Raw genomic sequence first — 24,808 nt, 5'->3', positions numbered from 1 at the left:
CGGGCCCGGAGCTTCTTCGCGATCGGGGGAGGAAGGCAGCGGCCCTGACGTCGAAACCCGGCGACGTCACCGGATCAAGCGGCACAGCCACGCCAGGGCGACCCCTACGCTCGCGAGCGCGCCCGCTCTTGATCTTCGACCCGAAGCAGGAAAACGCCACGGCCCGTCCCGCGCACAGGGGGTGTGCGGAGAGCCGGCCATGGATGGCCGGCGCCCAGCCACTGGGAGCAGGACGCGGAGACGGCCGGCGCCGCACACCCCCTGTGCGCGGGACGGGCAGCGCGGGCTACAACGGAGAAATGCACGGGACGGGCAGCGCGGACCACAACGGAGAAATGCACGGGACGGTCAGCGCGCCCCACAAACGAGAAATGCATGGGACGGGCAACGCGGACTAAAACGAAGCAGCTCCCGGAACAACTGCCACGTCAGCACTGCAGGGCCCGACAAGAACCAGTCAACCCGCCGGGCCGGCCGTACGCCTCTCCCTCAGCGTGAGACGAACCACGAAAAAGGCCCGGCATGGGCCGGGCCTTTTTGGCAGTGCGTGTGCCGCGTTTACCAGATCACGACCTGGGACTCGCCTTCGCGGACCATGGCGCTGCCGGGGGTGCACTGAAACGCCGCGGCGAAGGCCGGCAGGTTCGAGGGCGCGCCGATCGCGCGGAAGTTCGCCGGGGCATGCGGATCGGTGGCGATGCGCACCTTCAGCTCCTCGTCGGTGAAGTTGCGGCGCCACACCGTGGCCCAGTTGGCGAAGAAGCGCTGGTCGCGCGACAGGCCCTCGATCATCGGATCCTCGCTGCCGGCGGTGGCCTTCTTCATCGCGTCGTAGGCCGTGGCCAGGCCGCCGAGGTCGGCGATGTTCTCGCCGAGCGTCAGCTTGCCGTTGACGTGCAGGCCGGGCGCGGCCTCGTAGCCGTTGAACTGGGCGATCAGCTTGTCGGTACGTCCCAGGAAGCCCGCGGCATCGGCCTCGGTCCACCAGTTCTGGAACTTGCCGCTGGCGTCGAAGCGGCTGCCCTGGTCGTCGTAGCCGTGGGTCATCTCGTGCCCGATCACCGCGCCGATGCCGCCGTAGTTGAGCGGATCGTCGGCCTCGGCGTCGAAGAACGGCGGCTGCAGGATCGCGGCCGGGAACACGATCTCGTTGGCCAGCGGGTTGTAGTAGGCGTTGACCATCTGCGGCGGCATCGCCCACTCGGTCTTGTCGACCGGCTTGCCGATCTTGCCCAGCATCCACTTGTAGTTGAACTCGTTGGCGGCCAGCACGTTGCCGATGTAGCTGTCGCGCGAGGTCTCCAGGCCCGACCAGTCGCGCCACTTGTCCGGATAGCCGATCTTGGGCGTGAAGCTGGCCCACTTTTCCATGGCCTTGGCCTTGGTGTCGTCGGACATCCAGTCGAGGTTCTCGATGCGCAGCTTCAGCGCTTCGCTCAGGTTGGCGACCAGGGTCTCCATCCGTTCCTTGGCTTCCGGCGAGAACGCGACATCGACGTACATCTGGCCCAGGGCCTCGCCGGTCTGCCTGCCGATCGTGTCGAGCACGCGCTTGCCGCGCTCCTTCATTTCCTTCTGCCCGCGCATGGTGGCGGAATGGAAGTTGAAGTGCTCTTCGGCGAAGGCGTCGGCAAGGTAGGGCGAGGCGCTGTCGACGGTGTGGAAGCGCAGGTAGGACTGCCAGGTCGCGGGCGCGACGTCGGCGATCATGCTGCTGACCTCGGAATGGAACTCCGGGATCGCGAGCGAGAACTTCTCCGGGATCTCCAGGCCCTGGGATTCGAAGAACGTGGTCCAGGCGAAGTCCGGTGCCAGCGCGTCGGCGTCCGCCGGGCTGACCGGGTTGTAGAACAGGCCGACGTCGCGCGACATTTCCTCGCTCGACTTCGAGACCTTGGCCAGGCGGGTCTCGAACCCGACCACGTCGGCGGCCTGGGTGGCCGCGTCGGCGGCCGGTACGCCCGACAGTTCGAGCATCTTGGCGACGTGCGCCTGGTAGGCCTCGAGCTTGTCCTTCTTGTCGGCGTCGAAGTAGTAGGTCTTGTCGGGCAGTCCCAGGCCGCCCGGGAACGCGTAGGCGATGTTCATGGACGAATCCATGAAGTCGGCCTCGGGGCCGAAGCCGAACACGGTGAACTGGCCCTTGGCCGCGCTGCTGCGCAGGTAGTCGGCGATCGCCGCCGGGGCGTCCAGCGCGGCGATGGCCGCCAGCTCGGATTCCAGCGGCGCAATGCCCTGTGCGTTGATCGCCCCGGCGTCGAGGCCGGTCGACCAGATGTCGCCGACGATCTTGTTGACGCCGGTCGCGCCCTCGACCGCCGCGGCCTGGTCGGCCAGCTGGCGCTGGATCGCCTGCGAACGCTCGGCAAGCATCTCGAACGCGCCCCAGGAGGTCTGGTCGCCGGGGACCGGGTTGGCCGCGAGCCAGGTTCCGTTGACGTACGCGCCGAAGTCGGTGCAGGCGTTGCCGTTGGCGTCGAAGTCGCTCGCCTTGAAGCTGTTGACGCCGGGAAGCGTGGATTCGTCGAGGGTGAACGCCGCGGCGGCTGCGGGCGGAGCGTCCACGGCCGCGGTTTCGGTCGCGGCGTCACGCTGGCAACCGGCCACCGCGGTGGCAACGGCCAGCGACAGCAGCAGGAACTTGGGTACGGACTTGGAAAAATGGCTCACGGCGAACTCCGCCCTGGTGGGCATGGGTGATGGAATGGAACGGCCACGCGGGCGGGCCGGCCACTGAATTTACGCCTGCACTGCCCTTGTCGGGGGTGCAGAAGGTCATGGCGGGCTTTTGCGGCAGTGGCTGTCGCCATCGATCACGGTCCTCCCACATTCATCTTTCTGCCGTATGATGAGCGGGTTGGCGCACGGCAGTCCGTTATCCGGTCATTGCCCAGCCGCGGTCGCTCCATGCGGCCCGGCCCTTTAACTCCCGCACGTCTCTCGTCGCGCAGACACGGCTCCGGACATCTCCGGCGGCCGTCAAAACCATTGTCCGCCGCGCGGTTCACGGAAAGCGCCGGGCAAGCTGCGAACCAGGAGTTCAAATCCATGTCCGACACCCGGACCTTCGAGACCCTCGGGCTCTCGTCCGCGCTGCTGCGCGCGCTCGATACGAGCGGCTACACCATTCCCACCCCGATCCAGGAGCAGGCGATCCCGCTGGTACTGGCCGGGCACGACGTGCTTGGCGCCGCCCAGACCGGCACCGGCAAGACCGCCGCGTTCGGCCTGCCGATGCTGCAGCGGCTGGCGAAGGAAACCCCGCCCAAGGGGCCGCGCAAGCCGCGCGCGCTGATCCTGGTGCCGACCCGCGAGCTCGCGGTCCAGGTTGCCGAAAGCATCAAGGAGTACGGCCGCCACATGCGCCTGAACGTCACCACCATCTTCGGTGGCGCCGGCATGCAGCCGCAGATCGACAACCTGCGCCGCGGCGTCGATATCCTCGTCGCCTGCCCGGGGCGCCTGCTCGACCATATGGAGAATGGCCACGCCAAGCTCGACGCGGTCGAGGTACTGGTGCTTGACGAAGCCGACCGCATGCTCGACATGGGCTTCCTGCCGTCGATCAAGCGGATCATCGGCCGCGTGCCCAAGCAGCGGCAGACGCTGCTGTTCTCGGCCACCTTCGAGCCGCGCATCAAGGCGCTTGCGCTGGATTACATGCAGTCGCCCAGGCAGGTCGAAGTGGCGAGCCGCACCAGCATCGCCGACACCATCGTGCATCGCGCGCACCCGGTCGATTCCGGACGCAAGCGCGACCTGCTGATCGACATCCTCGCCGCCCGCCACACCGATCGGGTGCTGGTGTTCGGCAAGACCAAGCACGGCTGCAACCGCCTGGCCGAGCAGCTCGAGACCGCCGGCCTGCCCGCCGTCGCGATCCACGGCAACAAGAGCCAGGCCCAGCGGCAGAAGGCGCTGGACGCGTTCAAGGCCGGGCGTGCCCGGATCCTGGTCGCGACCGACGTCGCCGCGCGCGGCCTGGACATCCCCAACCTGCCGCTGGTGATCAACCACGACCTGCCGATGGTGGCCGAGGACTACGTGCACCGCATTGGCCGCACCGGCCGTGCCGGCGTGGCCGGCGAGGCGCTGTCGCTGGTGTCGCCTGAAGAAGGTGGCCTGCTGAACCAGATCCAGAAGATGCTCAAGGCCGAGATCCAGATGGACGTGGTGGCCGGCTATGAGCCGAGCCGACCGATCAGGCTGGATGCGCCGATGCCGCCGCAGGGTGGCCGCGGCCAGCGCCAGGGCGCGCCGCGTCCCGGCGGCCAGCGTCCGGCGCGCGCTCCGGGCAAGCCCGGCCACCGCCAGGGAGGCCATGGCAAGGCGCAGCCGGCGGCGGCGCATGCCCATGCCGGCCCGAAGGCGCCTGGCAGCCGCGGACGCGGCGGGCGTGGCCACGGCGGCAGCAGGAGCGGTTCCAGCGCCTGAGCGCGCTAACCGCCGCCGAGGTCGCGGACCAGGCGGAAGCCGAGGTCGTCGAAGCCGCGTTCGGCTTCGTGGGCCTCGGGGCCGGCGGCGCCTTCGTTGCGCCAGCCGGCACCGCTGGCCACGCGCTGCGCGCAGCTGCCGCTGCAGTCGATGTTCCATTCCGAGATGCGGCGGTCGCCACCGGGTGCCGGCAGGCGGCTCCATTCCGATGCGGTGGCCAGGCGATACGCCAGGCCATCGCGCTTGCCCCGCCACGCCGCATAGGCGCTGGCGTCGTCCCAGGACACGCAGACCACGGGGTCGGCTTCACGCTGGTCGAACCCGGGCGAGCGCCAGTTGCGCGGCGCAAGCATGCGCAGAAGCGAGGCCCGCTCGCGACAGCGCGCGGGCTCTCGACCGGTTGCGTCGGCGAAGGTCGCGTACTCGTCGCGGCTGACCAGGCGGCGCATCGCGCCCAGGCGGATGCCACCCTGCTGCACCAGGACCATGTCGATACCGGGCCCGCCCAGGCGCTCGCCCGGGATCGGGATGGCGCGTGCGCGCTTCTCCAGCGCAGCGAGTGCCGGGGCCTCCAGGCCCATGCGGCGCGCGGCTTCGACCGCGTCGAGGCCCGCGGCGCGGTCGAAATCGGCCGCGGCCTGCGCCACCCGCGCAGCGACCACCTTGTCCATGCCCTGTTTGGCCTTGCGCAAGGCCACACCGTCCGCGCGCGAAGTCCGCGACGCCAGCTGGCTTGCCTGCATGATGCCGGTGCGGGCCGAGTCGGTCCGGCCTGATGCGAAGTCGCGGCCGGCCTTGTCGCCCAGGGTGGTGATCATGGCGTCGATCGCCGGCGCCAGGCGAAGGTGGTCGGGGTCGGCCTGCCAGGCATCAAGCAGGCTGGTGTAGGCATTGTCGCCGGCGGGTGAGGTCAGCTTGCCGGCGCGCAGCTGGCGCTCGGCAAGGGCCAGGAAGCGCTCGGCTTCGGACGCGGGTGCGGCGCGCAGCAGTGCATCGCCGGGATCGCCCAGCAGCGGTGCCGGTCGGCTGGACGGCGCCGCATTGGCGCTGGCGGCGGCATCGCCGGTGGCGATCGCGCGATAGAAGCCGGGGGAGTCGCTTTGCTGCTCGAAGTACAGGCCGGCGCCGAGGCTGCCCACGGCCAGCAGGCCGGCAGCCGCCCATGCGCGGGCGGGCAGGGCGCCGAGCCGGGCCCCGAGATCGCGAAGCAGGTTGCCTGCACCGCGTCGCTCCACGGCCGGAACGCGATCCAGGGCGGCGAGCATCTGCGCGGCGTCGGTGAACCGGTGTCCCGCCGACTTGGCCAGGGCGCGGTCGATGAACGGCTGCCAGTGACGCAGTCCCCGCGGCAGGCGCGGGATCGGGTCCTGCACGTGCATCACCGCCATCGACAGCGCGTCGGCGGCGTTGTAGGGCAGGGCGCCGACCAGCATTTCCCAGGCCAGCACGCCGACGCTGTAGAGGTCGGCGCGGGCATCCACGCCTTCGCCGCGTGCCTGCTCGGGCGGCATGTAGGCGGTGCTGCCCACCGCCAGCCCGACCGTGGTCACGCGCGAGCCGTAGCCGCGCCGCAGGGCGATGCCGAAGTCGGCCAGCAGGGGCCGGCCGGTGTCATCGAAAAGCACGTTCTCGGCCTTGACGTCGCGGTGCACGATGCCGCGCGAGTGCGCGTACTGCAGCGCCGACAGCAGGCTGCGCAGGATCTCCCGGGCGGTGGCTTCGTCGCCGCGCAGGTCGCGCTGGCCGAGGTGGCCGCGCGCCAGGTAGGGCATGGAGTAGTAGGGCAGCCCGTCGCGGGTGCGGCCGACGTCGTGGATGCCGACGATGTTGGGATGGTCGAGGCGGGCGATGGTGCGCGCTTCGTTCTCGAAGCGGCGGCGGCTGACTTCATCGCCGAGCGCTTCGGGCAGCATCACCTTGATCGCCACCTCGCGGTTGAGCGAAAGCTGCTCGCCCAGGTAGATCGTCGACATGCCGCCGGCGCCGACTACCCGGTTGATCCGGTAGCCGGGAATGTCCGGCAACGTCGTGTCGGCGCTGCGTGTCATGTCATGCATGTCCCGGCCCCCCTCAGGCGTGGACGAGGATAACGCCCCCGCGCCGGGATGGGATGAACGCCGTTGCGACGCCGGTCACGGGCCTGAGTCGGAGGGCTGGCGATCCGGCTTGCGGCGGACATAAACCTGCTTGCGCACCGCGGCGACGACATCTCCGGCCGCGTCACGCACTTCGGTGTCGAACCAGTGCAGGTGCTTGGCGCCACCGGCGGTGGCGGCGCGCATCGTGTCGAGCACGTCATCGCCGAGATCGAAGCTTGCGTGCACCGTGCCGCGGCCCGGCTTGAGGAAGCGGATCTCCGCGGCCTGGTCCCAGACGTAATAGTCACGCCCCAGCGAGCGCATGGTCAGCAGCATCCAGAACGGATCGGTCATCGCGAACAGGCTGCCGCCGAAATGGGTGCCGACGTAGTTGCGGTTGTACCAGCGCTGGCGCAGTTCCACGTGCGCGTGGCGGAAGTCGTCGCTGATCGCCGTGATGCGGATGCCGGCGAACAGGAACGGCGGCCACGCGTTCATGCCCCGGCGCAAAGTCGCGGCGCGCACGCTCAGGACAGCAGCAGTGCCGACATCTGCCGGCGGTAGCGCGAGACCAGTGCGGCGTCGTCGATCACCCGGAAGGCTTCGATCAGGGCCTTGCGCGGCAGGCCGTCGTCGAAGCCGCGGTCATGGCGCAGCATCTCCATGAATTCCTTCAGCGCGGCTTCGTGCCGGCCGGCGACCATGTGATGGGCACCGAGGAGGTGGCGGGCGCGCAGGTCGCCGGGGTCGGCGGCGAGCGCGGCTTCGAGCACGGCGGCCTGGGGCGCGTCGCGCAGCAGGGCGGCGAAGCCCAGCGCGGCGCGCGCGCGCAGGGCACGGTCGTCGGTGGCGAGGTTGGCCGGCAGCGCGTCGAGCAGGGGGCCGGCCTCGGCGGTGGCACCGGTGGCAAGCAGGGCGACGGCGAGGTCGAGCTTGAGGCCGTCATTGTCCGGCGCGGCCTCGATTTCGCGACGCAGGCGCTGGACCTCCGCCTGCGGGTCGACGGGCGCGACGGGTCCCGCATCGGCCGCGGCATCCGCCGGAGCGTCCGCGGGCACGATGCCGTGGCGGGCGAGGAACTCGCGCAGCTCGCCTTCGGGCATCGCGCCGGGGAAGCCGTCGACCGGCTGCCCGTCCTTGACCAGGATGATGGTCGGGATCGAGCGGATCTGGAATGCGCCGGCAAGCTGCTGCTCGGCCTCGACGTCGACCTTGGCCAGCAGGAAGGCACCGTTGTAGTCGCCGGCGAGTTTTTCCAGCACCGGGCCGACGGTCTTGCACGGCCCGCACCATTCCGCCCAGAAGTCGATCAGGACCGGTGTCTGCAGCGAACGATCGAGGACTTCGGCTTCGAAGTTGTCGGTGGTGACATCAAGGACGTGTGGCTTGGCGTGTTGGGGGGACATTGCGCGATCCGGTATGCGATGGACCGGAGATTGTGCCAGCGCTTGCCGATTGCAAGCCCGGGGGCGAGGATGCCGGGCCTTGCCAGGAGCCCGGGTGCGCATGATCGAAGCAGTGAAAACATCCCCGGCCCGAGGGGCCAGGGCGCGATGTGCGGCCGGCTTTGCCGCCGGTGTCTGCTTCGCGCTGGCGCTCGCGGGCTTCGGTTCCGCGCTCGCCGGCTACGGGCAACTGCACTATCCGGTGGCACTGCTGGGCGCTGCCGGCGTTCCGCGCGCGACCGCGTTCAACCTGCTTGGATTCGTGCTGCCAGGTCTGCTGGCCGCGTTCGTCGCCCTCCATCGTCGCCGCGGGCTGCCGCCCTCGGCACCGCTGGCCGCGCGCCTGGGCTGGACGATGGCGCTGCTGGCGGCGCTGGCGTTCGCGGCGCAGGGGCTGTTGCCGCTTGATGCCTCCGCGCCCGATGCCGGCCGGGGCCGCTTGCACGGCGTGGCGTGGGGGCTGTGGGGCATCGCGTTCGCGGCGGCGGCAACGGCGCTGTCCATGGCGGCGCTGCGGCTGCAGCGAGGGCTTGCGGCGGTCGGCCATCTCGCCGCGGGCGTATTCGTTTTCAGCCTGGCGTGGCTTGCCGCCGACCTGGTGCCGGCGGCGCTGGCGCAGCGCGCGGCGTTCGCCTGCTGGTTCGCCTGGATCGCCTGCGTCGGCCTTGGCGGATCCGGCGGCGCATGGCGGCGGCATCGCCCACTGCGGTAGGCTTGGCGGCCCTGTTTTACTGGCGCTCAGACGTGTCCGAAACCCCCGCTGCGACCGACCCGATCTCCTATCGTCCCGCTGACGTCGAACGCGCCGCCCAGGGTTTCTGGGAGCGCACGCGCGCGTTCGAAGCGACCGAGGACCCGGGCCGGCCGAAGTATTTCTGCCTGGCGATGCTGCCGTACCCGTCCGGTGCCCTGCACATGGGGCACGTGCGCAACTACACCATCAGCGACGTCATCAGCCGCCACAAGCGCATGAGCGGCTTCAACGTGCTGCAGCCGATGGGTTGGGACGCCTTCGGCCTGCCGGCGGAAAACGCCGCGATCAAGAACCGCACCGCGCCGGCGAAGTGGACCTACGCCAACATCGACCACATGCGCGGGCAGCTGAAGATGCTGGGCTACGCGATCGACTGGTCGCGCGAGTTCGCCACCTGCAGCCCGGACTACTACGTCCACGAACAGCGCATGTTCACCCGACTGATGAAGAAGGGGATGGCGTATCGCCGCAACGCGGTGGTGAACTGGGACCCGGTCGACCAGACCGTGCTTGCCAACGAGCAGGTGATCGACGGCCGCGGCTGGCGCTCCGGCGCGCTGGTCGAGAAGCGCGAGATCCCGCAGTGGTTCCTGCGCATCACCGACTACGCCCAGGAGCTGCTGGACGGCCTGGACACGCTCGACGGCTGGCCGGATTCGGTCAGGACCATGCAGCGCAACTGGATCGGCCGCAGCGAGGGCCTTGAAATCCAGTTCGCGGTCGATGGCGAAGACGAGCCGCTGACCGTCTACACCACGCGCCCGGACACGCTGATGGGCGTGACCTTCATAAGCATCGCGGCCGAACACCCGCTGGCGCTGAAGGCGGCCGAGGGGAACGCGGAGCTCGCGGCATTCATCGCCGAACTGCGCAAGGGCGGCGTCTCCGAGGCCGAGGTCGAGACCCAGGACAAGCGCGGCATGGCGACCGGCCAGTGGGCGATCCATCCGCTCACCGGCGAGGACCTGCCGGTCTACGTCGCCAACTTCGTGCTGATGGGCTACGGCACCGGCGCGGTCATGGCGGTGCCCGCGCACGACCAGCGCGACTGGGAGTTCGCCAAGGTCCACGGCCTACCGGTGCGGCCGGTGATCGTGCCGCCGGGCGTGGCCGACGCGCTGCGCGAAGTCGGCAGCGACGTGGCGCATGACGCCGATCCCTTCCAGGCGGCGCTGGCCGGCGGTTCGGTGGATGCCTACGACACCTCCGCCGCGGTGGCCGTTGTGCGTGGCTATTTCGAATCGATCCGCAGCGAGGGCGCGTACACCGATCGCGGCATCCTGGTTGCTTCGGGCGAATACAGCGGCATGGATTTCGACGCCGCCTTCGATGCGCTGGCGGCGCGTCTCGACGCCGACGGCAACGGCCGTCGCCGGATCAATTTCCGCCTGCGCGACTGGGGCGTGAGCCGCCAGCGCTACTGGGGCTGCCCGATCCCGGTGGTGTACTGCGACGCCTGCGGCGCGGTGCCCGTGCCCGACGACCAGCTGCCGGTGATCCTGCCGGAAGACGTCGAGGACGCCTTCGCCTCGGGCACCGTGCAGTCGCCGATCAAGGCCGATCCCGAGTGGCGCAAAACGACGTGCCCCGAGTGCGGCGGCAAGGCCGAGCGCGAGACCGACACCTTCGACACCTTCATGGAGTCGAGCTGGTACTACGCCCGCTACACCTCGCCGGGCGCGGCCGACATGGTCGACGCGCGCGCGAAGTACTGGACGCCGGTCGACCAGTACATCGGCGGCGTCGAGCACGCGATCCTGCATCTGCTCTACTTCCGCTTCTACCACAAGCTGCTGCGCGACCAGGGCCTGGTGGACAGCGACGAGCCGGCGGTGAACCTGCTCACCCAGGGCATGGTGGTGGCCGATACCTACTACCGCGAGGATGCCAACGGCGCCAGGGAGTGGTTCAACCCTGCCGATGTCGACGTCGAGCGCGACGAGCGCGGTCGCATCACCGGCGCACATCTTGCGGCCGACGGCCAGCCGGTGCGGGTGGGCGGCATCGAGAAGATGTCGAAGTCGAAGAACAACGGCGTCGACCCGCAGTCGATGGTCGACAAGTACGGCGCCGACACCGTGCGCCTGTTTTCGATGTTCGCCTCGCCGCCGACGCTGTCGCTGGAGTGGAACGAGGCCGGCGTCGAAGGCATGTCGCGCTTCCTGCGCCGCGTCTGGCGCCTGGCCCAGGATCATGCGGCAACGCTCGCGGCCGCGACGCCTCTACCCCTGTCCGCCGGCGACCTCAGCCCGGAACAGAAAACCCTCCGTCGCCACCTGCACGAGACCATCCAGAAGGTGGGCGACGACTACGGCCGCCGCCACAGCTTCAACACCGCCATCGCGGCGCTGATGGAACTGCTGAACCACCTGGTGAAGTTCAACGACGCCAGCGAGGCCGGCCGCGCTGTTCGCCATGAGGTGCTTGAAGCGATGGTGCTGATGCTGAACCCGGTGACGCCGCACACCTGCCACGCGCTGTGGCAGCTGCTGGGCCATGCCGAGCAGGTGCTTGACGATGTCCCGTTCCCGGTCGTCGACCCGGAGGCCCTGGCGCGCGACGCGATGACGCTGGCGGTGCAGGTCAACGGCAAGCTGCGCGGCACGATCGAGGTCGCCGCCGACGCCACGCGCGATGCCATCGAGGCCCGCGCACTGGCCGAGCCGGGCGTGGTGAAGGTGCTCGAGGGCCTCTCGGTGCGCAAGGTGATCGTGGTGCCGGGCAAGATCGTGAACGTGGTGGCCGCGTGAAGGCCGTCGCGCGTCTTGTCGCCCATCCCGGTGTCGTCCAGACTCCCGGCATGGCCCGTCGACCCCTTCGCTTCGCCCTTCCGATGCTGGTCGCGCTGCTGGTGACCGCCTGCGGTTTCCACCTTCGCGAACCGCTGCAGCTGCCGCCGGATCTTGCCGGCGTCCAGGTGACCGCCCGTGACCCTTACAGCCCCCTGCTGCAGGCGCTCACGCGCACGCTCGAGCGCGCCGGGTTCGATGTTCCCGAGCGCGCGGGCGAGGGCGTTGCACGGCTCCGGATCCATTCCGAGCGCTGGGAGTCGCAGGCGATCAGCGTCGACCAGTTCGGCCGCGCCCAGGAATTCACCCTGCGCTATGCGGCGGTGTTCAGCCTGCTGGATGGCGACGGCGAGGAACTGGTGCCGGAGCAGGTGATCGAACTCTCGCGGGACTACGTGTCGCTGCCGGAAAATTCGACCGGTTCTGAAAGCGAGCGCGAGATGCTGTCGCGTGAGATGCAGCGCGAAATGGCGGCCGCCGTGCTGCGCCGGATCGATGCGGTGAACCGCGCAGACCAGGAACAGGACCAGGTGCCGATGCCAGCGCCGGTCCCCCCGGCCGGCGGCTGAGCGGCCGCGGTCGGGCCATGGCGCGCGAACTGAGCCCCGAACAGCTGGCCGGCGGCCTTTCCCGCGGCCCGTTGGCACCGGTGTACCTGGTCGCCGGCGCCGAGCCCTTGCGCGTGCTCGAATGCGCCGATGCGATCCGCGCCGAGGCGCGGGTCCAGGGCTACGCCGAGCGCGAAGTGTTCGAAGTCGACGGACGCGACATCGACTGGGACAGCCTTGAGGCCAGTCTGCGCGCGCCCAGCCTGTTCGCGACCCGGCGCCTGATCGAGGTCCGCCTGCCGACCACGAAGCCGGGCAAGCGCGGCGGCGAGGTGATTGCCGGCTATTGCGCGGATCCCCCGCCGGATACCTGCATGCTCGTCACCGGCGGGGAATGGAGCCGCAAGCACGGCGGCAAGTGGAGCGAAGCGGTCGCGGCGGCTGGCGCAATCGCGGTGGCCTGGCCGGTGAAGCCGCACGAACTGCAGGGCTGGCTTGAAGCGCGCCTGCGCCGCCAGGGCGTGCGCGCCGACCGTGGAGCGGTGCAGCTGCTGCTCGAACGCGTGGAAGGCAACCTGCTCGCGGCCGCGCAGGAAATCGACAAGCTGGTCCTGATTGCCGGAGATGAAACCCTGGACGCAGCGCGGATGCAGGCGCTGGTGGCCGATGCCGCGCGCTACGACGTGTTCCGCCTGGTCGATTCCGCGCTCAACGGCGAGGGCGCGCAAGCGGTACGCATGCTTGCCGGACTGCGCGCCGAGGGCGCGGCGGTGCCGGCGCTGATGGGCATGGTAGTCATGGAGCTGCAGCGCGCCGCGGCGCTGGCGCGGGTCAAGGCGCGCGGCGGCAACCTGGCTTCGGAATTCAAGGCGCAGCGGATCTGGGACGCCAAGGAGGCGGCTTATCGCCGCGCCCTCGACCGCCACCCGGCCGCGCGCTGGGAGCGCTTCGTCGCCGTGGCGGGCGAAGTGGACCGGGTCGCCAAGGGCCGCGGCGCCGGCGACGAGTGGCTGATGCTGGAACGGCTGCTGCTTGCAGTCGCCGATCCGCGCGCGGTCCCGCTGCTGGCGGCATGAGGCTGCTGGCCTGCTACGGCGGCAGCTTCGACCCGGTTCATCTCGGCCATATCGCAGTGGCCGTGGCGGTGCGCGACGCCCTCGGGGCCGAGGTCGCCCTGGTGCCGGCCGCGGATCCGCCGCACAAGGACGCGACCCACGCCTCGGCCGCCGAGCGCGTGCGGATGCTTGAACTGGCCATCGCCGGTGAACCCGCACTGCGCGTGGATGCGCGCGAACTGGAGCGCCAGGGGCCCTCCTACACCGTCGATACCCTGCGCCTGCTGCGGGCGGAGCAGGGGCCGCATCGCCCGATCGCCTGGTTGGTGGGCGGCGACTCCCTGCTGCAGCTCGACGCCTGGCACCGCTGGCGTGAAATCTTCGCCCACGGCCACGTGCTGGCGGTCGCGCGCCCCGGCTCGCCCTTGGGCGAAGACGAGATCGCGGCGCGCGCGCCCGCGGTCGAGCGCCAACTGGGCTTCCGGCGCAGGCCGGCCGCGGCGCTGGCGCGATCGCCGGCGGGTGGCTTCGCGACGCTGGAGCTGCCCCGCCTGCGCCCCGAGTCTTCTACCGAGGTGCGGCGGCTGGTTGCCGGTGACGGGGACTGGGAGCCGATGCTGCCGCCGGCGGTGGCCGGGTTCATCCGCGAACGCCGACTGTATGGATACGGGGCGGCGACGCCTCCTTCGCTATAATCCACGCCCCCGCCAACGAGCCACCGTCCTTGTCCAGCCAAGCGCAAGTCATCAAGACCAGCCTGCCCAACCCGCCGCCGTCCGTGGATGTCCTGCTGTCCACGGTCCTGGAGGCCGTTGCCGAACTGAAGGCAGTGGATGTCACCGAGATCGACGTGCGCGGCAAGACCAGCGTGTGCGATTACATGGTGGTCGCCTCCGGCACGTCGACCCGCCATGTGAAATCGATCGCCGATGAAGTGGTGAAGTTCGCCAAGCGACTGGGCTGCCAGCCGCTGGGCGTGGAGGGCGAGCGCGAGGCCGAATGGGTGCTGGTCGACCTCGGCGACGTCGTGGCGCACATCATGCTGCCGCGGGTGCGCGAGTTCTATGCCCTGGAGCGCCTGTGGACGGTTGGCGACGAGCCGCCGGGTGCCGACGATGACGGCTTCGGCGACATCCGCGGTCCGGCCCGCGACGCCGGCTGAGGTTCCGGGTGAAGGCCCGCCTGGTCGCCGTGGGCGAACGCCCGCCGGGCTGGGTTGCGGAAGGCTTCGCCGAATACCGCAAGCGGCTGTCGCACTGGCTGCCGCTTGAACTCGTGGAAATCACGCCCGGCCTGCGCGGCAAGGGCCGTGACGCCGTGCGCGCCACCCATGATGAAGGCCAGCGCGTGTTGGCGGCGCTCCCGCGCGACGTGCACGTGGTCGCGCTGGACGGCCGCGGCCGCGCCTGGGATTCGGAGGCGCTTTCGACACGACTCGAACACTGGCGCGGGCAGGGGCGCGACCTCGCGTTCCTGGTCGGCGGGCCCGAAGGCCACGCCGACGACGTGCTGGCCCGCGCCGACGAATCCTGGTCGCTGGGGCCGCTCACCCTGCCGCACATGCTGGTGCGGCTGGTGCTGGCCGAGCAGCTGTACCGCGCGGCGGCGCTGCTCGCCAACCATCCCTACCACCGGGCCTAGGCCCGGGTCGCTGCTCAGCCGCGGTCGAGCCTGAAGTCGATCGGGACCAGCCCGATCGCCTGTACCGCGCGGCCGTCGCGCATCGCCGGCTGGAAGCGCCAATGCCGCAGCACGTGGCGGCGCGCGGCCTCGTCCAGCTGGCGGTGGCCGCTGCCCTCCTGCACCTGGACCTGCAGCGGCCGGCCATCGACGTCGACCAGGACCTGCAGCATCACCGTTCCCTGCAGCCCCGCGCGCAGCGCCTCGCGCGGGTAGGGCGGTGCGCTGGCCTCGGCATAGGCCAGGCGCATGCCGGTCAGGGGGCCGGACGCCGGCGGTGCGATGTCGGCACTGCCGTACTCGAGCGGCGGGGCCGGATCGGCGGCGATGATGCCGCCCTCGACCAGCGGCGGCGCGACCGGGGCCGGGTCGCGCGCGACCACGCGCTGCGCGGGAGCGGTCGGCGCCGGCGGAGTGACCGGACGCTCCACCGGCACGATCTCGGGCGGTGGGGGCGGCGGCACCGGCCTGGCCTCGAACCACTCGGCCTCCAGGCCGCGCGGTGCCGCGGGTTCGGACGTGGGCCGGGACAGCGGAACCAGCATCAACAGCAACAGCGCACCGTTGAACAGCAGCGCGCCGGACACCCCGGCGATGCGCACCGGATCGGGCCGGCTGGCGGCATGCGGCTCAAGGCGCGCATGCGGGACGGACGACGGACTGCGGACTTCGGGCTGCAGGACCATGGACCACCTCCTCGTTGTACCGGCACGCTGCCGGCTGCACGGGGGCCAACGCGCGGCCGGCGGCCGCGGGGTTGTCAGCGCCCCAGTTCGAACACGATCTCCAGATTGGCCTCCAGGGTGTTCTCGCCCGGCGCCACCGGGGTCGACTCGGAGTCCATGGCCATCGCGCGCATGGCGTACATCGGCCGCGGCTGCGGGATGCTGCCGCCTTCGCTGATGCTCACGATGCGGCGCACGCGCAGGTCCAGCGCCTTGGCGTACATGTCGGCGCGGGCGCGGGCCTGCTCGAGCGCCTTGCGCCGCGCCTCGTCGTAGACCACCTCGGGCCGGTCGATGCCGAAGCTGGGGCCGTTGACGTTGTTGGCGCCGCTGGCCACCAGGGCGTCAAGCACTTCGCCCAGCTTCGCGATGTCACGCACGGTCAGGTTCACGGTGTTGCTGGCGTTGTATCCGGAGATCCGCGGCTCTTCGTTTTCCACGTGCCGGTAGCTGGGGTGGATGTTGATGCCGGAGGTCTGGATGTCCTTCTCGGCCACGCCCGCGGCGCGGATCGCGGCCATCACCCGCGACATCTGCGCGGCGTTCTCGCGCATCGCGGTATTGGCGTCGGCGGCCTGGGTGACCACGCCGGCCGAGGCCGTGGCGATGTCGGGCGCGCGGCTGGATTCGCCGCGGGCCGAAACCGAGAGCAGGGTGCCGTCGCTGCCGGCGCCCGGGTACGTGGTTTGCGCGGATGCGGTCATGGCGAGGCTTCCAAGGACCAGGCTGATGGCGAGGGTGGCGGCGGCTGCCGTACGCAGGATGGTCGGGCTCATGTGGATCTCCGGAAGCGGTGGAAACAGGGTCGGGACGGGGGAGTGAACGGGTCGTGAGCCGGAACGGGGTTGCAGCCGCGGCGCGCCGGCTGGCCGCGGCCCCGGCACGGTATCCTTCCGCCATGCTCCACCTTGCCTCCAAATCACCGCGCCGGCGCGAACTGCTGGCGCGCCTGGGACTCGACTTCGGCGTGCTCGACGTCGACGTGCCGGAGCAGCGTGCGCCCGGCGAATCGGCGGAAGGCTATGTCGCCCGCGTCGCCCGCGACAAGGCCGGCGCTGGGCTGCTGCGCGTGGTCGCCGTGCCTGGCGCGGTGGTGCTGGGTTCGGATACCGAGGTGGTGCTTGAGGACGAGGTGTTCGGCAAGCCCGCCGATGCAGCCGCGGCCGAGGCCATGCTGCGCCGCCTGTCGGGCCGCACGCACCGGGTGCTGACCGCCGTGTCGGTGGTGTCCGCCGGGCGCGAAGCGCGGGTGATGGTGGCCAGCGAGGTCGCCTTCGCGCCGCTGTCGGACGATGACATCGCCGACTACGTCGCCAGCGGCGAGCCCATGGGTCGCGCCGGCGCCTATGCCATCCAGGGCGGCGCCGAACGCTTCGTCAGCCGCCTGGCAGGCAGCTATTCCGGGGTGATGGGCCTGCCCCTGCACGAGACCGCCGCGCTGCTGCGCGAATTCGGCATCCATGCGCGCACCCCGCGCGGGGGCGGCGCATGAGCGAGGAGATCCTGGTCAACGTGACCCCGCGCGAGACCCGCGTCGCGGTGGTCGAGAACGGCATGCTCCAGGAGCTGCACATCGAGCGCGGCTGGAGCCGCGGGGTCGTAGGCAACATCTACAAGGGTCGCGTGCAGCGGGTGATGCCGGGCATGCAGGCGGCGTTCGTCGACGTCGGCCTCGAGCGCGCGGCCTTCCTGCATGCCAACGACGTGCTGCGACCCGGCCGCGCCGAGGGCCTCGCCGTGGAAGAGCCCGGCCCCGGTCCCGCGCAGCCGGCGCCGCAGGCCACGCCGCCGATCAGCGAGCTGCTGCGCGACGGCCAGGAGGTCGTGGTGCAGGTGGTGAAAGATCCGATCGGCGGCAAGGGCGCGCGCCTGACCACCCAGATCAGCATCCCGTCGCGCTACCTGGTGCTGCTGCCGCAGTCGAGGGTGATCGGCGTCTCGGCGCGGATCGAGGATGAAGCCGAACGCGCGCGCCTGAAGTCACTGGTGGGTGAGCGCGCGCTCGCCAACGGCCACGGCTACATCGTGCGCACGAACGCGGAAGGCCAGCCGGCCGAGGCGCTGGCCGAGGACATCGCCTACCTGGCGCGCGCCTGGGCGCTGGTCGAGGGCGGCGTGGCCGGGGCCCGCGTGGGCGCCTGCGTGTACGAGGACCTGACCCTGCCGATGCGCGCGGTGCGCGACCTGATGCGCCGCGGCGTGGAAAAGGTGAAGGTGGATTCGCGCGAGACCTGCGACCGGCTCAAGGCCTTCGCCGCGCAGTACATGCCGGGGCTGGCCGAGAAGATCGAGCACTACAGCGGCGCGCGCCCGGTGTTCGATCTCTACGGCGTCGAGGACGAGATCGGCCGCGCGCTGGAAAAGGAGGTGCCGCTGAAGTCCGGCGGCTACCTGGTGATCGACCAGACCGAGGCGATGACCACGGTCGACGTCAATACCGGGTCGTTCCTGGGCCAGCGCAACCTGGAGGAAACGGTCTACCGCACCAATCTGGAGGCCGCGCAGGCGGTGGCGCGCCAGCTCAGGCTGCGCAACCTCGGCGGCATCATCATCATCGACTTCATCGACATGACCGATCCCGAGCATCGCCGCCAGGTGCTGCGCACGCTGGAGAAGTCGCTGGCGCCGGACCACGCCAGGACCACGGTCTACGACTTTTCGCCGCTGGGCCTGGTGGAGATGACGCGCAAGCGCACGGTCGAGAGCCTGCAGCGCCAGCTCAGCGAAACCTGCCACGAGTGCGGCGGCCGCGGGATGCTCAAGACCTCGGAAACGGTCACCTACGAAGTGTTCCGGGAGATCGTGCGCGCGGTGCGCCAGTTCGACGCCGAGCGCCTGCTGGTGATCGCTTCGCCCAAGGTGGTGGCGCGGATCACCGAAGAGGAATCCGCTGCGGTGGCCGAACTCGAGGAGTTCCTCGGCAAGAGCATCCGCTTCCAGGCCGACGAGCAGTACATGCAGGAGCAGTTCGATGTCGTGCTGCTCTGAGCCCCGCGCACGGCGCGCAGGCCGCTGATGCCCGGCCGGCTCCGCCGCGGCCTGCGTCGTGCGCGGCGCGGCGCCTGGTATGTGTTCGCCGTCGGCCTGGTGCTGATGGCGCTGGGCGCCGGCCTCACCAGCCAGCTGCTGCCGCTGGCCGAGCGCCATCCGGACCGGATCGCCGAGTGGCTGGGCAAGCGTGCCGGGCGGCCGGTGTCGTTCGATGGCCTGGAGACGGCGTGGACGCGGCGCGGCCCGCTGCTGCGCCTGGACGGACTGCGCATCGGCGAAGGTCCCGACGCGATCCCGGTCGGCGAGGCCGAGGTGCTGGTGGCGCAGTACGCCGGCCTGCTGCCGGGGCGTTCGTTCACCGAGCTGCGCCTGCGCGGGCTGGAGCTCCGGCTGGAGCGCAGCGACGACGGCCGCTGGCAGGTGCGTGGACTGCCGGGCGAGGAACAGTCCGACGGCGATCCGTTTGCCGCCCTGGAAGGCCTGGGCGAGCTGCAGGTGGTGGACGGCGTGCTCGAGGTGTCGGCGCCGGGCCTGGGGATTGCATCGCGCCTGGGCGAGGTCGACCTGCGCCTGCGCGTGGACGGCAACCGCGTGCGCGCTGCGGCGCGGGCCTGGATGCGCCCGGGGGTCTCGCCGCTGGACATCACCGCCGAGCTTGATCGCGACAGCGGCGATGCGCGCGCCTGGATGGCGCTGCGCCGCGCGGACCTCGCGGCGTGGTCGGCGCTGCGCATCGGTGGCATTGGTCCGCTGTCGGGCGCCGGCCGGATCCAGGCCTGGGCGCGCCTGCGCGGCTATCGGGTGGAATCGTTGACGCTGCGCGCCGCGCTCGAGGGCGTGCGCCTGGAAGGTGGAGGCGGTGCCGACACCGGTGGCCGGGCGCGCGAGGTGGACATCGGACCGCTCGACATCGACGCGCGCTGGACCGCGCTGGACCGCGGCTGGCGGCTAGATGCGCCGCGCTTGCGCCTGGGCGAGGGCGGCGGCGAGCAGGCCCTCGACGGGCTGCTGCTGGCCGGCGGTGCGCGCCGTGCGCTGGTCGCCGAGCGCCTCGATGCCGGGGCATTGCTGTCGTTGGCACCACTGTTGCCGTCGGTGCCGTCTCCTCTGGTGGACTGGCTTCGCGAGGCGCGGCCGGCAGGCATCCTGCATGCGGTGGATGTGGCCGGTGAGGCTGGAGGTGCCCTGCGCGCAAGCGCGCGCATCGAAGACTTCGGGTTCCTGCCGCGCGGCGGCGCACCCGGCGTGTCCGGCCTGGCAGGCGGCCTTCGCGGCGATGCCGCCGGCCTGGTCTTCACTCCCGACCCGCAGGCGACGGTGCGCGTCGACTGGCCGATGGGCTTTGGTCCGCCGCCGCATGCGATCCGGCTGCGCGGCGAGGTGGCGGCCTGGGCCGCCGGCGCCGGCTGGCAGGTGCACGCGCCCGCGCTGCGGATCGATGGCGAGGGCTATGGCGCCGACGTCCGCGGCGGCCTGGCGTTCGCAGGCGATGGAACCCGGCCGCGCATCGACCTGGCCGCCGAGCTCGACGCCGCACGCGTGCCGGTGGCCAAGCGCTTCTGGATCCGCCACATCATGCCCCGGGCGGCGGTGGACTGGCTGGACTCCGCCCTGGTCGATGGCCGGGTGCTTGATGGTCGCGCAGTGGTGTCGGGCGACCTCGATGACTGGCCGTTCGACGCCGCGGATGGGGTGGCCGGGCGCGGGCTGTTCCACGCCTCGGCCAGGCTCGAGGACGCCGTGGTCCGCTTCGATCCCGACTGGCCGGCTGCCGAGGCGCTCGAGGGACGCGTGGACTTCATCGCCAACGGCTTCACCCTCGAAGGCAGCGCGCGGCTGGGCGGCGTGCCCATGGAATCGCTGCGCGCCGCCATTGCCGATTTCGGGCACGCGCCGCTGCGGCTGTCGACGGAATTCGCGTCCGACGCGGCCCCCGTCCTGACCCTGCTCCGTGCCAGCCCGCTCCGCGACGGGCGCGAGGAGCTGCTGGATGCGCTGGACGCCTCGGGGCCGCTGCGGGCCACCTACGCCATGGTGCTTCCGCTGGGTCGCAGCGATGGCGGCGATGGCGGGTTGCAGGTGTCCGGCCGGGTGGCACTGGCAGGCGCGAAGCTCGGCGAAACGCGGTGGCAGCTGGCCTTTGACGATGTCCACGGCGAGGCCCGCTACGACCAGTCGGGTTTCGCTGCCGACAGGCTCAGGGTGCGTCGCGAGGGCCAGCCGGGCCGCCTGTCCCTGCGTGCGGGCCGGCCCCACGTACGCAACCGCGACATGGCCTTCGAGGCCGAGCTTGAAGCCAGCCTGGCATCGTCGGAGCTCGCCGCGCGCGCGCCGGAGCTGGCGTGGCTGGGCGCGCGCATGGACGGGCGCTCATCGTGGACGCTGGCCCTCGGGCTGCCCGAGGATGCCGGCAGCGATGGCGCCGGCGGCCGGCTGCAGCTGCGTTCGGACCTGGTGGGAACGCGGCTGACGCTGCCGCAGCCGCTGGGCAAACCGGCCCCGGAGCCGCTGGCCGCGCGCATCGACCTGACCCTGCCGATGGGCGAGGACGATATCGACGTGGTGCTGGGCGACCGTGTCGCGCTGCGCGCGCGCAGCCGGGCCGGACGCACGGGAGTACTTGCGGTGCTCGGCCGCGATCGCGTCGACGCGGCGCCGCCGGATTCGGGCATCCGGATCGAAGGCCGCACGCCGGTGCTCGATGCGATGGAATGGGCCGGGATGTTCAGCGGCGACGGACAGGACGGCGCCGATGGTCTTGCGCTGCGCGGGATCGACCTGGTCGTCGGGAAGCTGCAGCTGCTGGGCGCGAGCTTCCCGCAGACCCGCGTGGTGGCGCGGCAGGAGCGCGGGGCCACCACGGTCCGGTTTGATGGCGAGGCCCTGGCGGGCAGCTTGCGCATTCCGCAGGACAAGGGCGCGACGCTGTCGGGCCACCTGCAGCGCCTGTACTGGCGCAGCGCGCGCAGTGCCGATGAGGCCGACGCCGGTGGCGTCGGTGCCGGCGTCACTGCCGAAGCTCCGGAGGCGACGGCCCCAGGCGGTCCCGATGGCCGCGATGCCGCTGCCGATGCCGACATCGACCCCGCTGCGATCCCGCCGCTGTCTCTCGTGATCGATGAGCTGCGGGTTGCCAAGGCATCGCTGGGACGGGTGGACCTGCGCACGCGTCCGACCGCCGCCGGCCTGCAGGTCGAGTCGCTGCAGCTGCGTGCACCGGAACAATCGATCGATATCGAAGGCGCCTGGGCCGGACGCGGCGCGCAGGCACGCACGCGGATGCAGGTGGCCGTGGACAGCGGCGACTTCGGTGCCCTGCTGGACGGCTTCGGCATGGCCGGGCGCATGGACGGCGGCACCGGCACGGCGCACTTCGAGGGCTCCTGGCCGGGCTCGCCCGCCGGCTTCAGGCTCGGCGGGCTCGAAGGCCGGCTTGCGCTCACGATCAAGGATGGACGCCTGGTCGAGGTCGAGCCCGGTGCCGGCCGGGTCCTGGGCCTGCTCAGCGTTGCCGAGCTGCCGCGGCGGCTGATGCTTGATTTCCGCGACTTCTTTTCGCGCGGCTTCGCCTTCAACCGCATCGGCGGCGGCGTCGAGTTCACCGGCGGCATGGCGCGCGGCGACGAGCTGGTGATCGATGGACCTGCCGCCGAGATCCGCATCGGCGGCAGCGCCGACCTGCGTGCGCAGACCTACGACCAGGTGATCGACGTCTTCCCGCGCACCGGGAGCCTGCTCACCGCGGTGGGCGCGCTCACCGCCGGCCCGGTCGGCGCGGCGGTGGGTGCCGTGGCCAACGTGGTGCTGGAGAAGCCGCTGGGCCGCATGGGCGCGCGCCGGTACCACGTCACCGGGCCATGGAAGGATCCGAAGGTCGTGGTCGAGGGCCGGGAGATGCCGGCCCCGGTGGAGGATGCGCCGGAGCCCGATCCGGATGCGGCGCCGGGGTCGGAGCCTGCGCCCGCGCCGGCCGATGATCCGCGGCCTTGATCCGCGGGCCTGCGCCCGCACGTCTATGTGATGACTTCCCGTGACCCCGAGCCGGACCCGACCATGACCCAAGCCCTTGCGATCGCCGAATCACGCCTGCTGCTGCCTGCGGGCCTCGACGGCGGCGGCCTCGACCGCGCCTTCGGGACCCTGCTGGGCCCGGGCATCGATTTCGGCGACATCTATTTCCAGCACGCGCGGCGCGAGAGCTGGACGGTCGAGGATGGCATCGTCAAGGACGGCGCGCATTCGATCGAACAGGGCGTGGGCGTGCGCGCTATCAGCGGCGAGAAGACCGGCTTCGCCTATGCCGACGACATCAACGCCGAGTCGCTGCTGTCGGCGGCGGGTTCGGCGCGGGCGATTGCCCACAGCGGCGCCGAACGGCGCGTGCAGGCGCTGGTTCCGGCCGGCGCGCGCGCGCTTTACGCCCCCGAGGATCCGGTCGATGGCATGGCCAATGACGCCAAGGTCGAGGCCCTGCGCCGCGTGGATCGCCTGCTGCGTGCCGCCGACCCGCGGGTGAAGCAGGTGATGGTGAGCCTGTCGGGTGGCGTCGACACCATTTTCGTGGCGCGCTCGGACGGCGTGATGGCCGGCGACGTGCGGCCGCTGGTGCGGCTCAACGTGCAGGTGATCGTGGAGCAGGGTGGCCGCCGCGAGAGCGGCTACGCCGGCTACGGCGGGCGCTATTCGTACGCCGAGCTGCTGGGCGACGGCCAGCCTGAAAAGTTCGCGCGCGAAGCGCTGCGCCAGGCTCTGGTGAACCTGGAGGCCATCGACGCGCCCGCCGGCGTGATGCCGGTGGTGCTGGGCAGCGGCTGGCCCGGCGTGCTGCTGCACGAAGCGGTCGGCCACGGCCTGGAGGGCGACTTCAACCGCAAGGGCACCAGCACCTACGCCGGACGCATGGGTCAGCGCGTGGCGGCGCCGGGCGTGACCATCGTCGACGACGGCACGCTCGACAAGCGCCGCGGCTCGCTCAACGTCGACGACGAGGGCACGCCCACGCAGTGCACCACCCTGATCGAGGACGGCGTGCTCGTGGGCTATATGCAGGACACGCTCAACGCGCGGCTGATGGGCGTGGCGCCGACCGGCAACGGTCGCCGCGAATCGTTCGCGCACCTGGTGATGCCGCGCATGACCAATACCTACATGCTGGCGGGGCAGGACGACCCGGCCGACATGATCCGCTCGGTGAAGAAGGGCCTGTACGCGGTCAATTTCGGCGGCGGCCAGGTCGACATCACCAGCGGCAAGTATGTGTTCTCGGCCACCGAGGCCTATCTGATCGAGGACGGCAAGGTCACCGCCCCGGTGAAGGGGGCAACGCTGATCGGCAACGGGCCGGAGACCATGCAGAAGGTGCGCATGGTCGGGCATGACATGGCGCTCGATGACGGCGTCGGCATCTGCGGCAAGGACGGCCAGAGCGTTCCGGTCGGCGTCGGCCAGCCCTCGTTGCTGGTCGACGGAATCACGGTTGGCGGTACCCGCGCCTGATGCCGGCCGTGTCGACGCCGTTGAAGCGCTTGGTTGCGGGTGAGCATTCGGCTATGCCGATGCTTCCTGTGGGAGCAGCTATAGCTGCGATCCGGGCGGAGCGGGAGGGCGATCGCGGCTATAGCCGCTCCCACAGTCGCGGCGCCAGCCGCTTTCGCAGTTGCTTCAGTCACACCAGCACCAGTCGGAGCCGCTTCAGCCGTTCTTACAGCTGCTCGTGCGGCGTCGTGTCGTCGCTGTCGGCGGTGGGTTCCGCGTCCAGCAGCGCGCGCACCTCGCGGTACAGCTCGCGAAAGGCGCGCGGTGGCTTGTTCGCCTTGCGCTCGGCCAGCGCGTTGCGCACCAGCTGCCGCAGGCGCTGGCTGTCGGCGCCGGGGAATTCGTCGATGAGCGCCGCCAGCGCCGCATCGCCTTCTTCGCCAAGCAGGCGTTCGCGCCACTCCTCGGCGCGGTGCAGGCGGGCGGTGTCCAGGCGCGCCGCCTCGCCGCCGACGCCGAGCGCATCGTTCAGGGCGTCCAGCGCCTCGTCGTCTTCGCGGCGCAGCTGCTTGGCCAGGAACGCGACCTCGCGCTTGCGCGCGATGCGCGAGCTGATGCGCCGTGCCTGGGCGATATGCGGCAGCAGGTGGTCGTCCAGCGGCAGCTTGGCCAGCTTGCCCGGGTCGAGTTCGACCAGCTGCTTGGCCAGTTCCAGCACGTCCAGCGCCCCGCGGCGCTGCGCGCTGCGGCTTGGGCCGAGGAATTCGCCGCTGTCTTCGTCCTTGCCGCGCATGTCGTTCCAGCCGCCCGTTGAACCACTTCAAGAACCACAAG

The 24,808-nt window shown here is 71.1% G+C and carries 19 protein-coding genes; 12 read left to right on the top strand and 7 right to left on the bottom strand.

The genetic code is table 11. From position 1 onward, the window contains the following. Window positions 1-558: 558 nt before the first annotated feature. Complete coding sequence (locus WCD84_RS09390) at window positions 559-2,637, bottom strand: M13 family metallopeptidase (protein WP_343281190.1); 2,079 nt, start codon at window positions 2,635-2,637, stop codon at window positions 559-561. Window positions 2,638-3,048: 411 nt separating this feature from the next. On the opposite strand from WCD84_RS09390, the gene WCD84_RS09385 reads away from it, so the two are divergent. Continuing rightward, on the top strand, window positions 3,049-4,434 hold the full coding sequence (locus WCD84_RS09385) for a DEAD/DEAH box helicase (protein WP_343281185.1): 1,386 nt from the start codon (window positions 3,049-3,051) through the stop codon (window positions 4,432-4,434). Between the two features lie 5 nt (window positions 4,435-4,439). Here WCD84_RS09385 and WCD84_RS09380 read toward each other — a convergent pair whose 3' ends face one another. The 3 genes from WCD84_RS09380 to trxA all read right to left on the bottom strand — a co-directional run bounded on the left by WCD84_RS09380 (window position 4,440) and on the right by trxA (window position 7,918). Further along, window positions 4,440-6,491 (bottom strand): bifunctional serine/threonine-protein kinase/formylglycine-generating enzyme family protein, encoded by a 2,052-nt coding sequence (locus WCD84_RS09380; protein ID WP_343281184.1) that lies wholly within the window; start codon window positions 6,489-6,491, stop codon window positions 4,440-4,442. Between the two features lie 75 nt (window positions 6,492-6,566). Continuing rightward, a complete protein-coding gene (locus WCD84_RS09375) occupies window positions 6,567-7,037 on the bottom strand; it encodes a DUF4442 domain-containing protein (protein ID WP_343281183.1) in 471 nt (156 codons plus the stop codon). A gap of 2 nt (window positions 7,038-7,039) precedes the next feature. After that, window positions 7,040-7,918, bottom strand: coding sequence for a thioredoxin (trxA, locus tag WCD84_RS09370; RefSeq protein WP_343281182.1), 879 nt, complete (start codon window positions 7,916-7,918; stop codon window positions 7,040-7,042). 100 nt (window positions 7,919-8,018) lie between these two features. Here trxA and WCD84_RS09365 point away from each other — a divergent pair, with 100 nt between their 5' ends. From WCD84_RS09365 to rlmH, 7 genes are read left to right on the top strand one after another with little or no spacing between them, the layout of a single operon-like run. After that, the gene (locus WCD84_RS09365) at window positions 8,019-8,669 is read left to right on the top strand and encodes a DUF998 domain-containing protein (RefSeq protein ID WP_343281181.1); all 651 of its coding nucleotides are present in this window, start codon (window positions 8,019-8,021) and stop codon (window positions 8,667-8,669) included. 32 nt (window positions 8,670-8,701) lie between these two features. After that, window positions 8,702-11,461 (top strand): leucine--tRNA ligase, encoded by a 2,760-nt coding sequence (gene leuS / locus WCD84_RS09360; protein WP_343281180.1) that lies wholly within the window; start codon window positions 8,702-8,704, stop codon window positions 11,459-11,461. 50 nt (window positions 11,462-11,511) lie between these two features. Beyond that, entirely contained in the window at window positions 11,512-12,069 is a 558-nt protein-coding gene (locus WCD84_RS09355) for an LPS-assembly lipoprotein LptE (RefSeq protein ID WP_343255295.1), read from the top strand. 17 nt (window positions 12,070-12,086) lie between these two features. Then, window positions 12,087-13,124 (top strand): DNA polymerase III subunit delta, encoded by a 1,038-nt coding sequence (holA, locus tag WCD84_RS09350; protein WP_343281179.1) that lies wholly within the window; start codon window positions 12,087-12,089, stop codon window positions 13,122-13,124. Further along, on the top strand, window positions 13,121-13,798 hold the full coding sequence (gene nadD, locus WCD84_RS09345; protein ID WP_343281178.1) for a nicotinate-nucleotide adenylyltransferase: 678 nt from the start codon (window positions 13,121-13,123) through the stop codon (window positions 13,796-13,798). Before holA ends, nadD begins: the two co-directional genes overlap by 4 nt. 29 nt (window positions 13,799-13,827) lie before the next feature. Beyond that, on the top strand, window positions 13,828-14,265 hold the full coding sequence (gene rsfS, locus WCD84_RS09340) for a ribosome silencing factor (RefSeq protein ID WP_343255292.1): 438 nt from the start codon (window positions 13,828-13,830) through the stop codon (window positions 14,263-14,265). An 8-nt stretch (window positions 14,266-14,273) separates the two neighbouring features. After that, window positions 14,274-14,744 carry a 23S rRNA (pseudouridine(1915)-N(3))-methyltransferase RlmH gene (gene rlmH / locus WCD84_RS09335; RefSeq protein WP_343281177.1) on the top strand — a complete coding sequence of 157 codons (471 nt, stop codon included), beginning with the start codon at window positions 14,274-14,276 and terminating at the stop codon, window positions 14,742-14,744. A 14-nt stretch (window positions 14,745-14,758) separates the two neighbouring features. Here the strand turns inward: rlmH and WCD84_RS09330 are convergent, their stop codons facing one another. Further along, complete coding sequence (locus WCD84_RS09330) at window positions 14,759-15,469, bottom strand: energy transducer TonB (RefSeq protein WP_343279205.1); 711 nt, start codon at window positions 15,467-15,469, stop codon at window positions 14,759-14,761. A gap of 74 nt (window positions 15,470-15,543) precedes the next feature. Beyond that, complete coding sequence (locus WCD84_RS09325) at window positions 15,544-16,284, bottom strand: SIMPL domain-containing protein (protein WP_343281176.1); 741 nt, start codon at window positions 16,282-16,284, stop codon at window positions 15,544-15,546. A gap of 122 nt (window positions 16,285-16,406) precedes the next feature. Here WCD84_RS09325 and WCD84_RS09320 point away from each other — a divergent pair, with 122 nt between their 5' ends. The 4 genes from WCD84_RS09320 to tldD all read left to right on the top strand — a co-directional run bounded on the left by WCD84_RS09320 (window position 16,407) and on the right by tldD (window position 23,995). Beyond that, the gene (locus tag WCD84_RS09320) at window positions 16,407-17,000 is read left to right on the top strand and encodes a Maf family protein (protein WP_343281175.1); all 594 of its coding nucleotides are present in this window, start codon (window positions 16,407-16,409) and stop codon (window positions 16,998-17,000) included. Beyond that, complete coding sequence (rng, locus tag WCD84_RS09315; protein WP_343281174.1) at window positions 16,997-18,496, top strand: ribonuclease G; 1,500 nt, start codon at window positions 16,997-16,999, stop codon at window positions 18,494-18,496. The genes WCD84_RS09320 and rng overlap by 4 nt, the downstream gene beginning before the upstream one ends. A gap of 27 nt (window positions 18,497-18,523) precedes the next feature. Next, the gene (locus WCD84_RS09310; RefSeq protein WP_343281173.1) at window positions 18,524-22,489 is read left to right on the top strand and encodes a YhdP family protein; all 3,966 of its coding nucleotides are present in this window, start codon (window positions 18,524-18,526) and stop codon (window positions 22,487-22,489) included. 63 nt (window positions 22,490-22,552) lie between these two features. Then, window positions 22,553-23,995 carry a metalloprotease TldD gene (tldD, locus tag WCD84_RS09305; RefSeq protein ID WP_343281172.1) on the top strand — a complete coding sequence of 481 codons (1,443 nt, stop codon included), beginning with the start codon at window positions 22,553-22,555 and terminating at the stop codon, window positions 23,993-23,995. Between the two features lie 205 nt (window positions 23,996-24,200). Here tldD and yjgA read toward each other — a convergent pair whose 3' ends face one another. Further along, complete coding sequence (yjgA, locus tag WCD84_RS09300; protein WP_343281171.1) at window positions 24,201-24,767, bottom strand: ribosome biogenesis factor YjgA; 567 nt, start codon at window positions 24,765-24,767, stop codon at window positions 24,201-24,203. Window positions 24,768-24,808 lie beyond the last annotated feature (41 nt).

Source organism: Luteimonas changyuni (assembly GCF_039548395.1).
Classification (GTDB): Bacteria; Pseudomonadota; Gammaproteobacteria; order Xanthomonadales; family Xanthomonadaceae; genus Luteimonas.
This window is presented reverse-complemented; position numbering and strand designations above follow the sequence as displayed.

What these genes read in the sequence shown, in the direction of transcription:
- WCD84_RS09385 (WP_343281185.1), top strand. Translation starts at nt 3,049, where the DNA reads ATGTCCGACACCCGGACCTTCGAGACCCTCGGGCTCTCGTCCGCGCTG.
- WCD84_RS09380 (WP_343281184.1), bottom strand. Translation starts at nt 6,491, where the DNA reads ATGCATGACATGACACGCAGCGCCGACACGACGTTGCCGGACATTCCC.
- trxA (WP_343281182.1), bottom strand. Translation starts at nt 7,918, where the DNA reads ATGTCCCCCCAACACGCCAAGCCACACGTCCTTGATGTCACCACCGAC.
- WCD84_RS09365 (WP_343281181.1), top strand. Translation starts at nt 8,019, where the DNA reads ATGATCGAAGCAGTGAAAACATCCCCGGCCCGAGGGGCCAGGGCGCGA.
- WCD84_RS09355 (WP_343255295.1), top strand. Translation starts at nt 11,512, where the DNA reads ATGGCCCGTCGACCCCTTCGCTTCGCCCTTCCGATGCTGGTCGCGCTG.
- holA (WP_343281179.1), top strand. Translation starts at nt 12,087, where the DNA reads ATGGCGCGCGAACTGAGCCCCGAACAGCTGGCCGGCGGCCTTTCCCGC.
- nadD (WP_343281178.1), top strand. Translation starts at nt 13,121, where the DNA reads ATGAGGCTGCTGGCCTGCTACGGCGGCAGCTTCGACCCGGTTCATCTC.
- WCD84_RS09330 (WP_343279205.1), bottom strand. Translation starts at nt 15,469, where the DNA reads ATGGTCCTGCAGCCCGAAGTCCGCAGTCCGTCGTCCGTCCCGCATGCG.
- WCD84_RS09325 (WP_343281176.1), bottom strand. Translation starts at nt 16,284, where the DNA reads ATGAGCCCGACCATCCTGCGTACGGCAGCCGCCGCCACCCTCGCCATC.
- WCD84_RS09320 (WP_343281175.1), top strand. Translation starts at nt 16,407, where the DNA reads ATGCTCCACCTTGCCTCCAAATCACCGCGCCGGCGCGAACTGCTGGCG.
- rng (WP_343281174.1), top strand. Translation starts at nt 16,997, where the DNA reads ATGAGCGAGGAGATCCTGGTCAACGTGACCCCGCGCGAGACCCGCGTC.
- WCD84_RS09310 (WP_343281173.1), top strand. Translation starts at nt 18,524, where the DNA reads ATGCCCGGCCGGCTCCGCCGCGGCCTGCGTCGTGCGCGGCGCGGCGCC.
- tldD (WP_343281172.1), top strand. Translation starts at nt 22,553, where the DNA reads ATGACCCAAGCCCTTGCGATCGCCGAATCACGCCTGCTGCTGCCTGCG.
- yjgA (WP_343281171.1), bottom strand. Translation starts at nt 24,767, where the DNA reads ATGCGCGGCAAGGACGAAGACAGCGGCGAATTCCTCGGCCCAAGCCGC.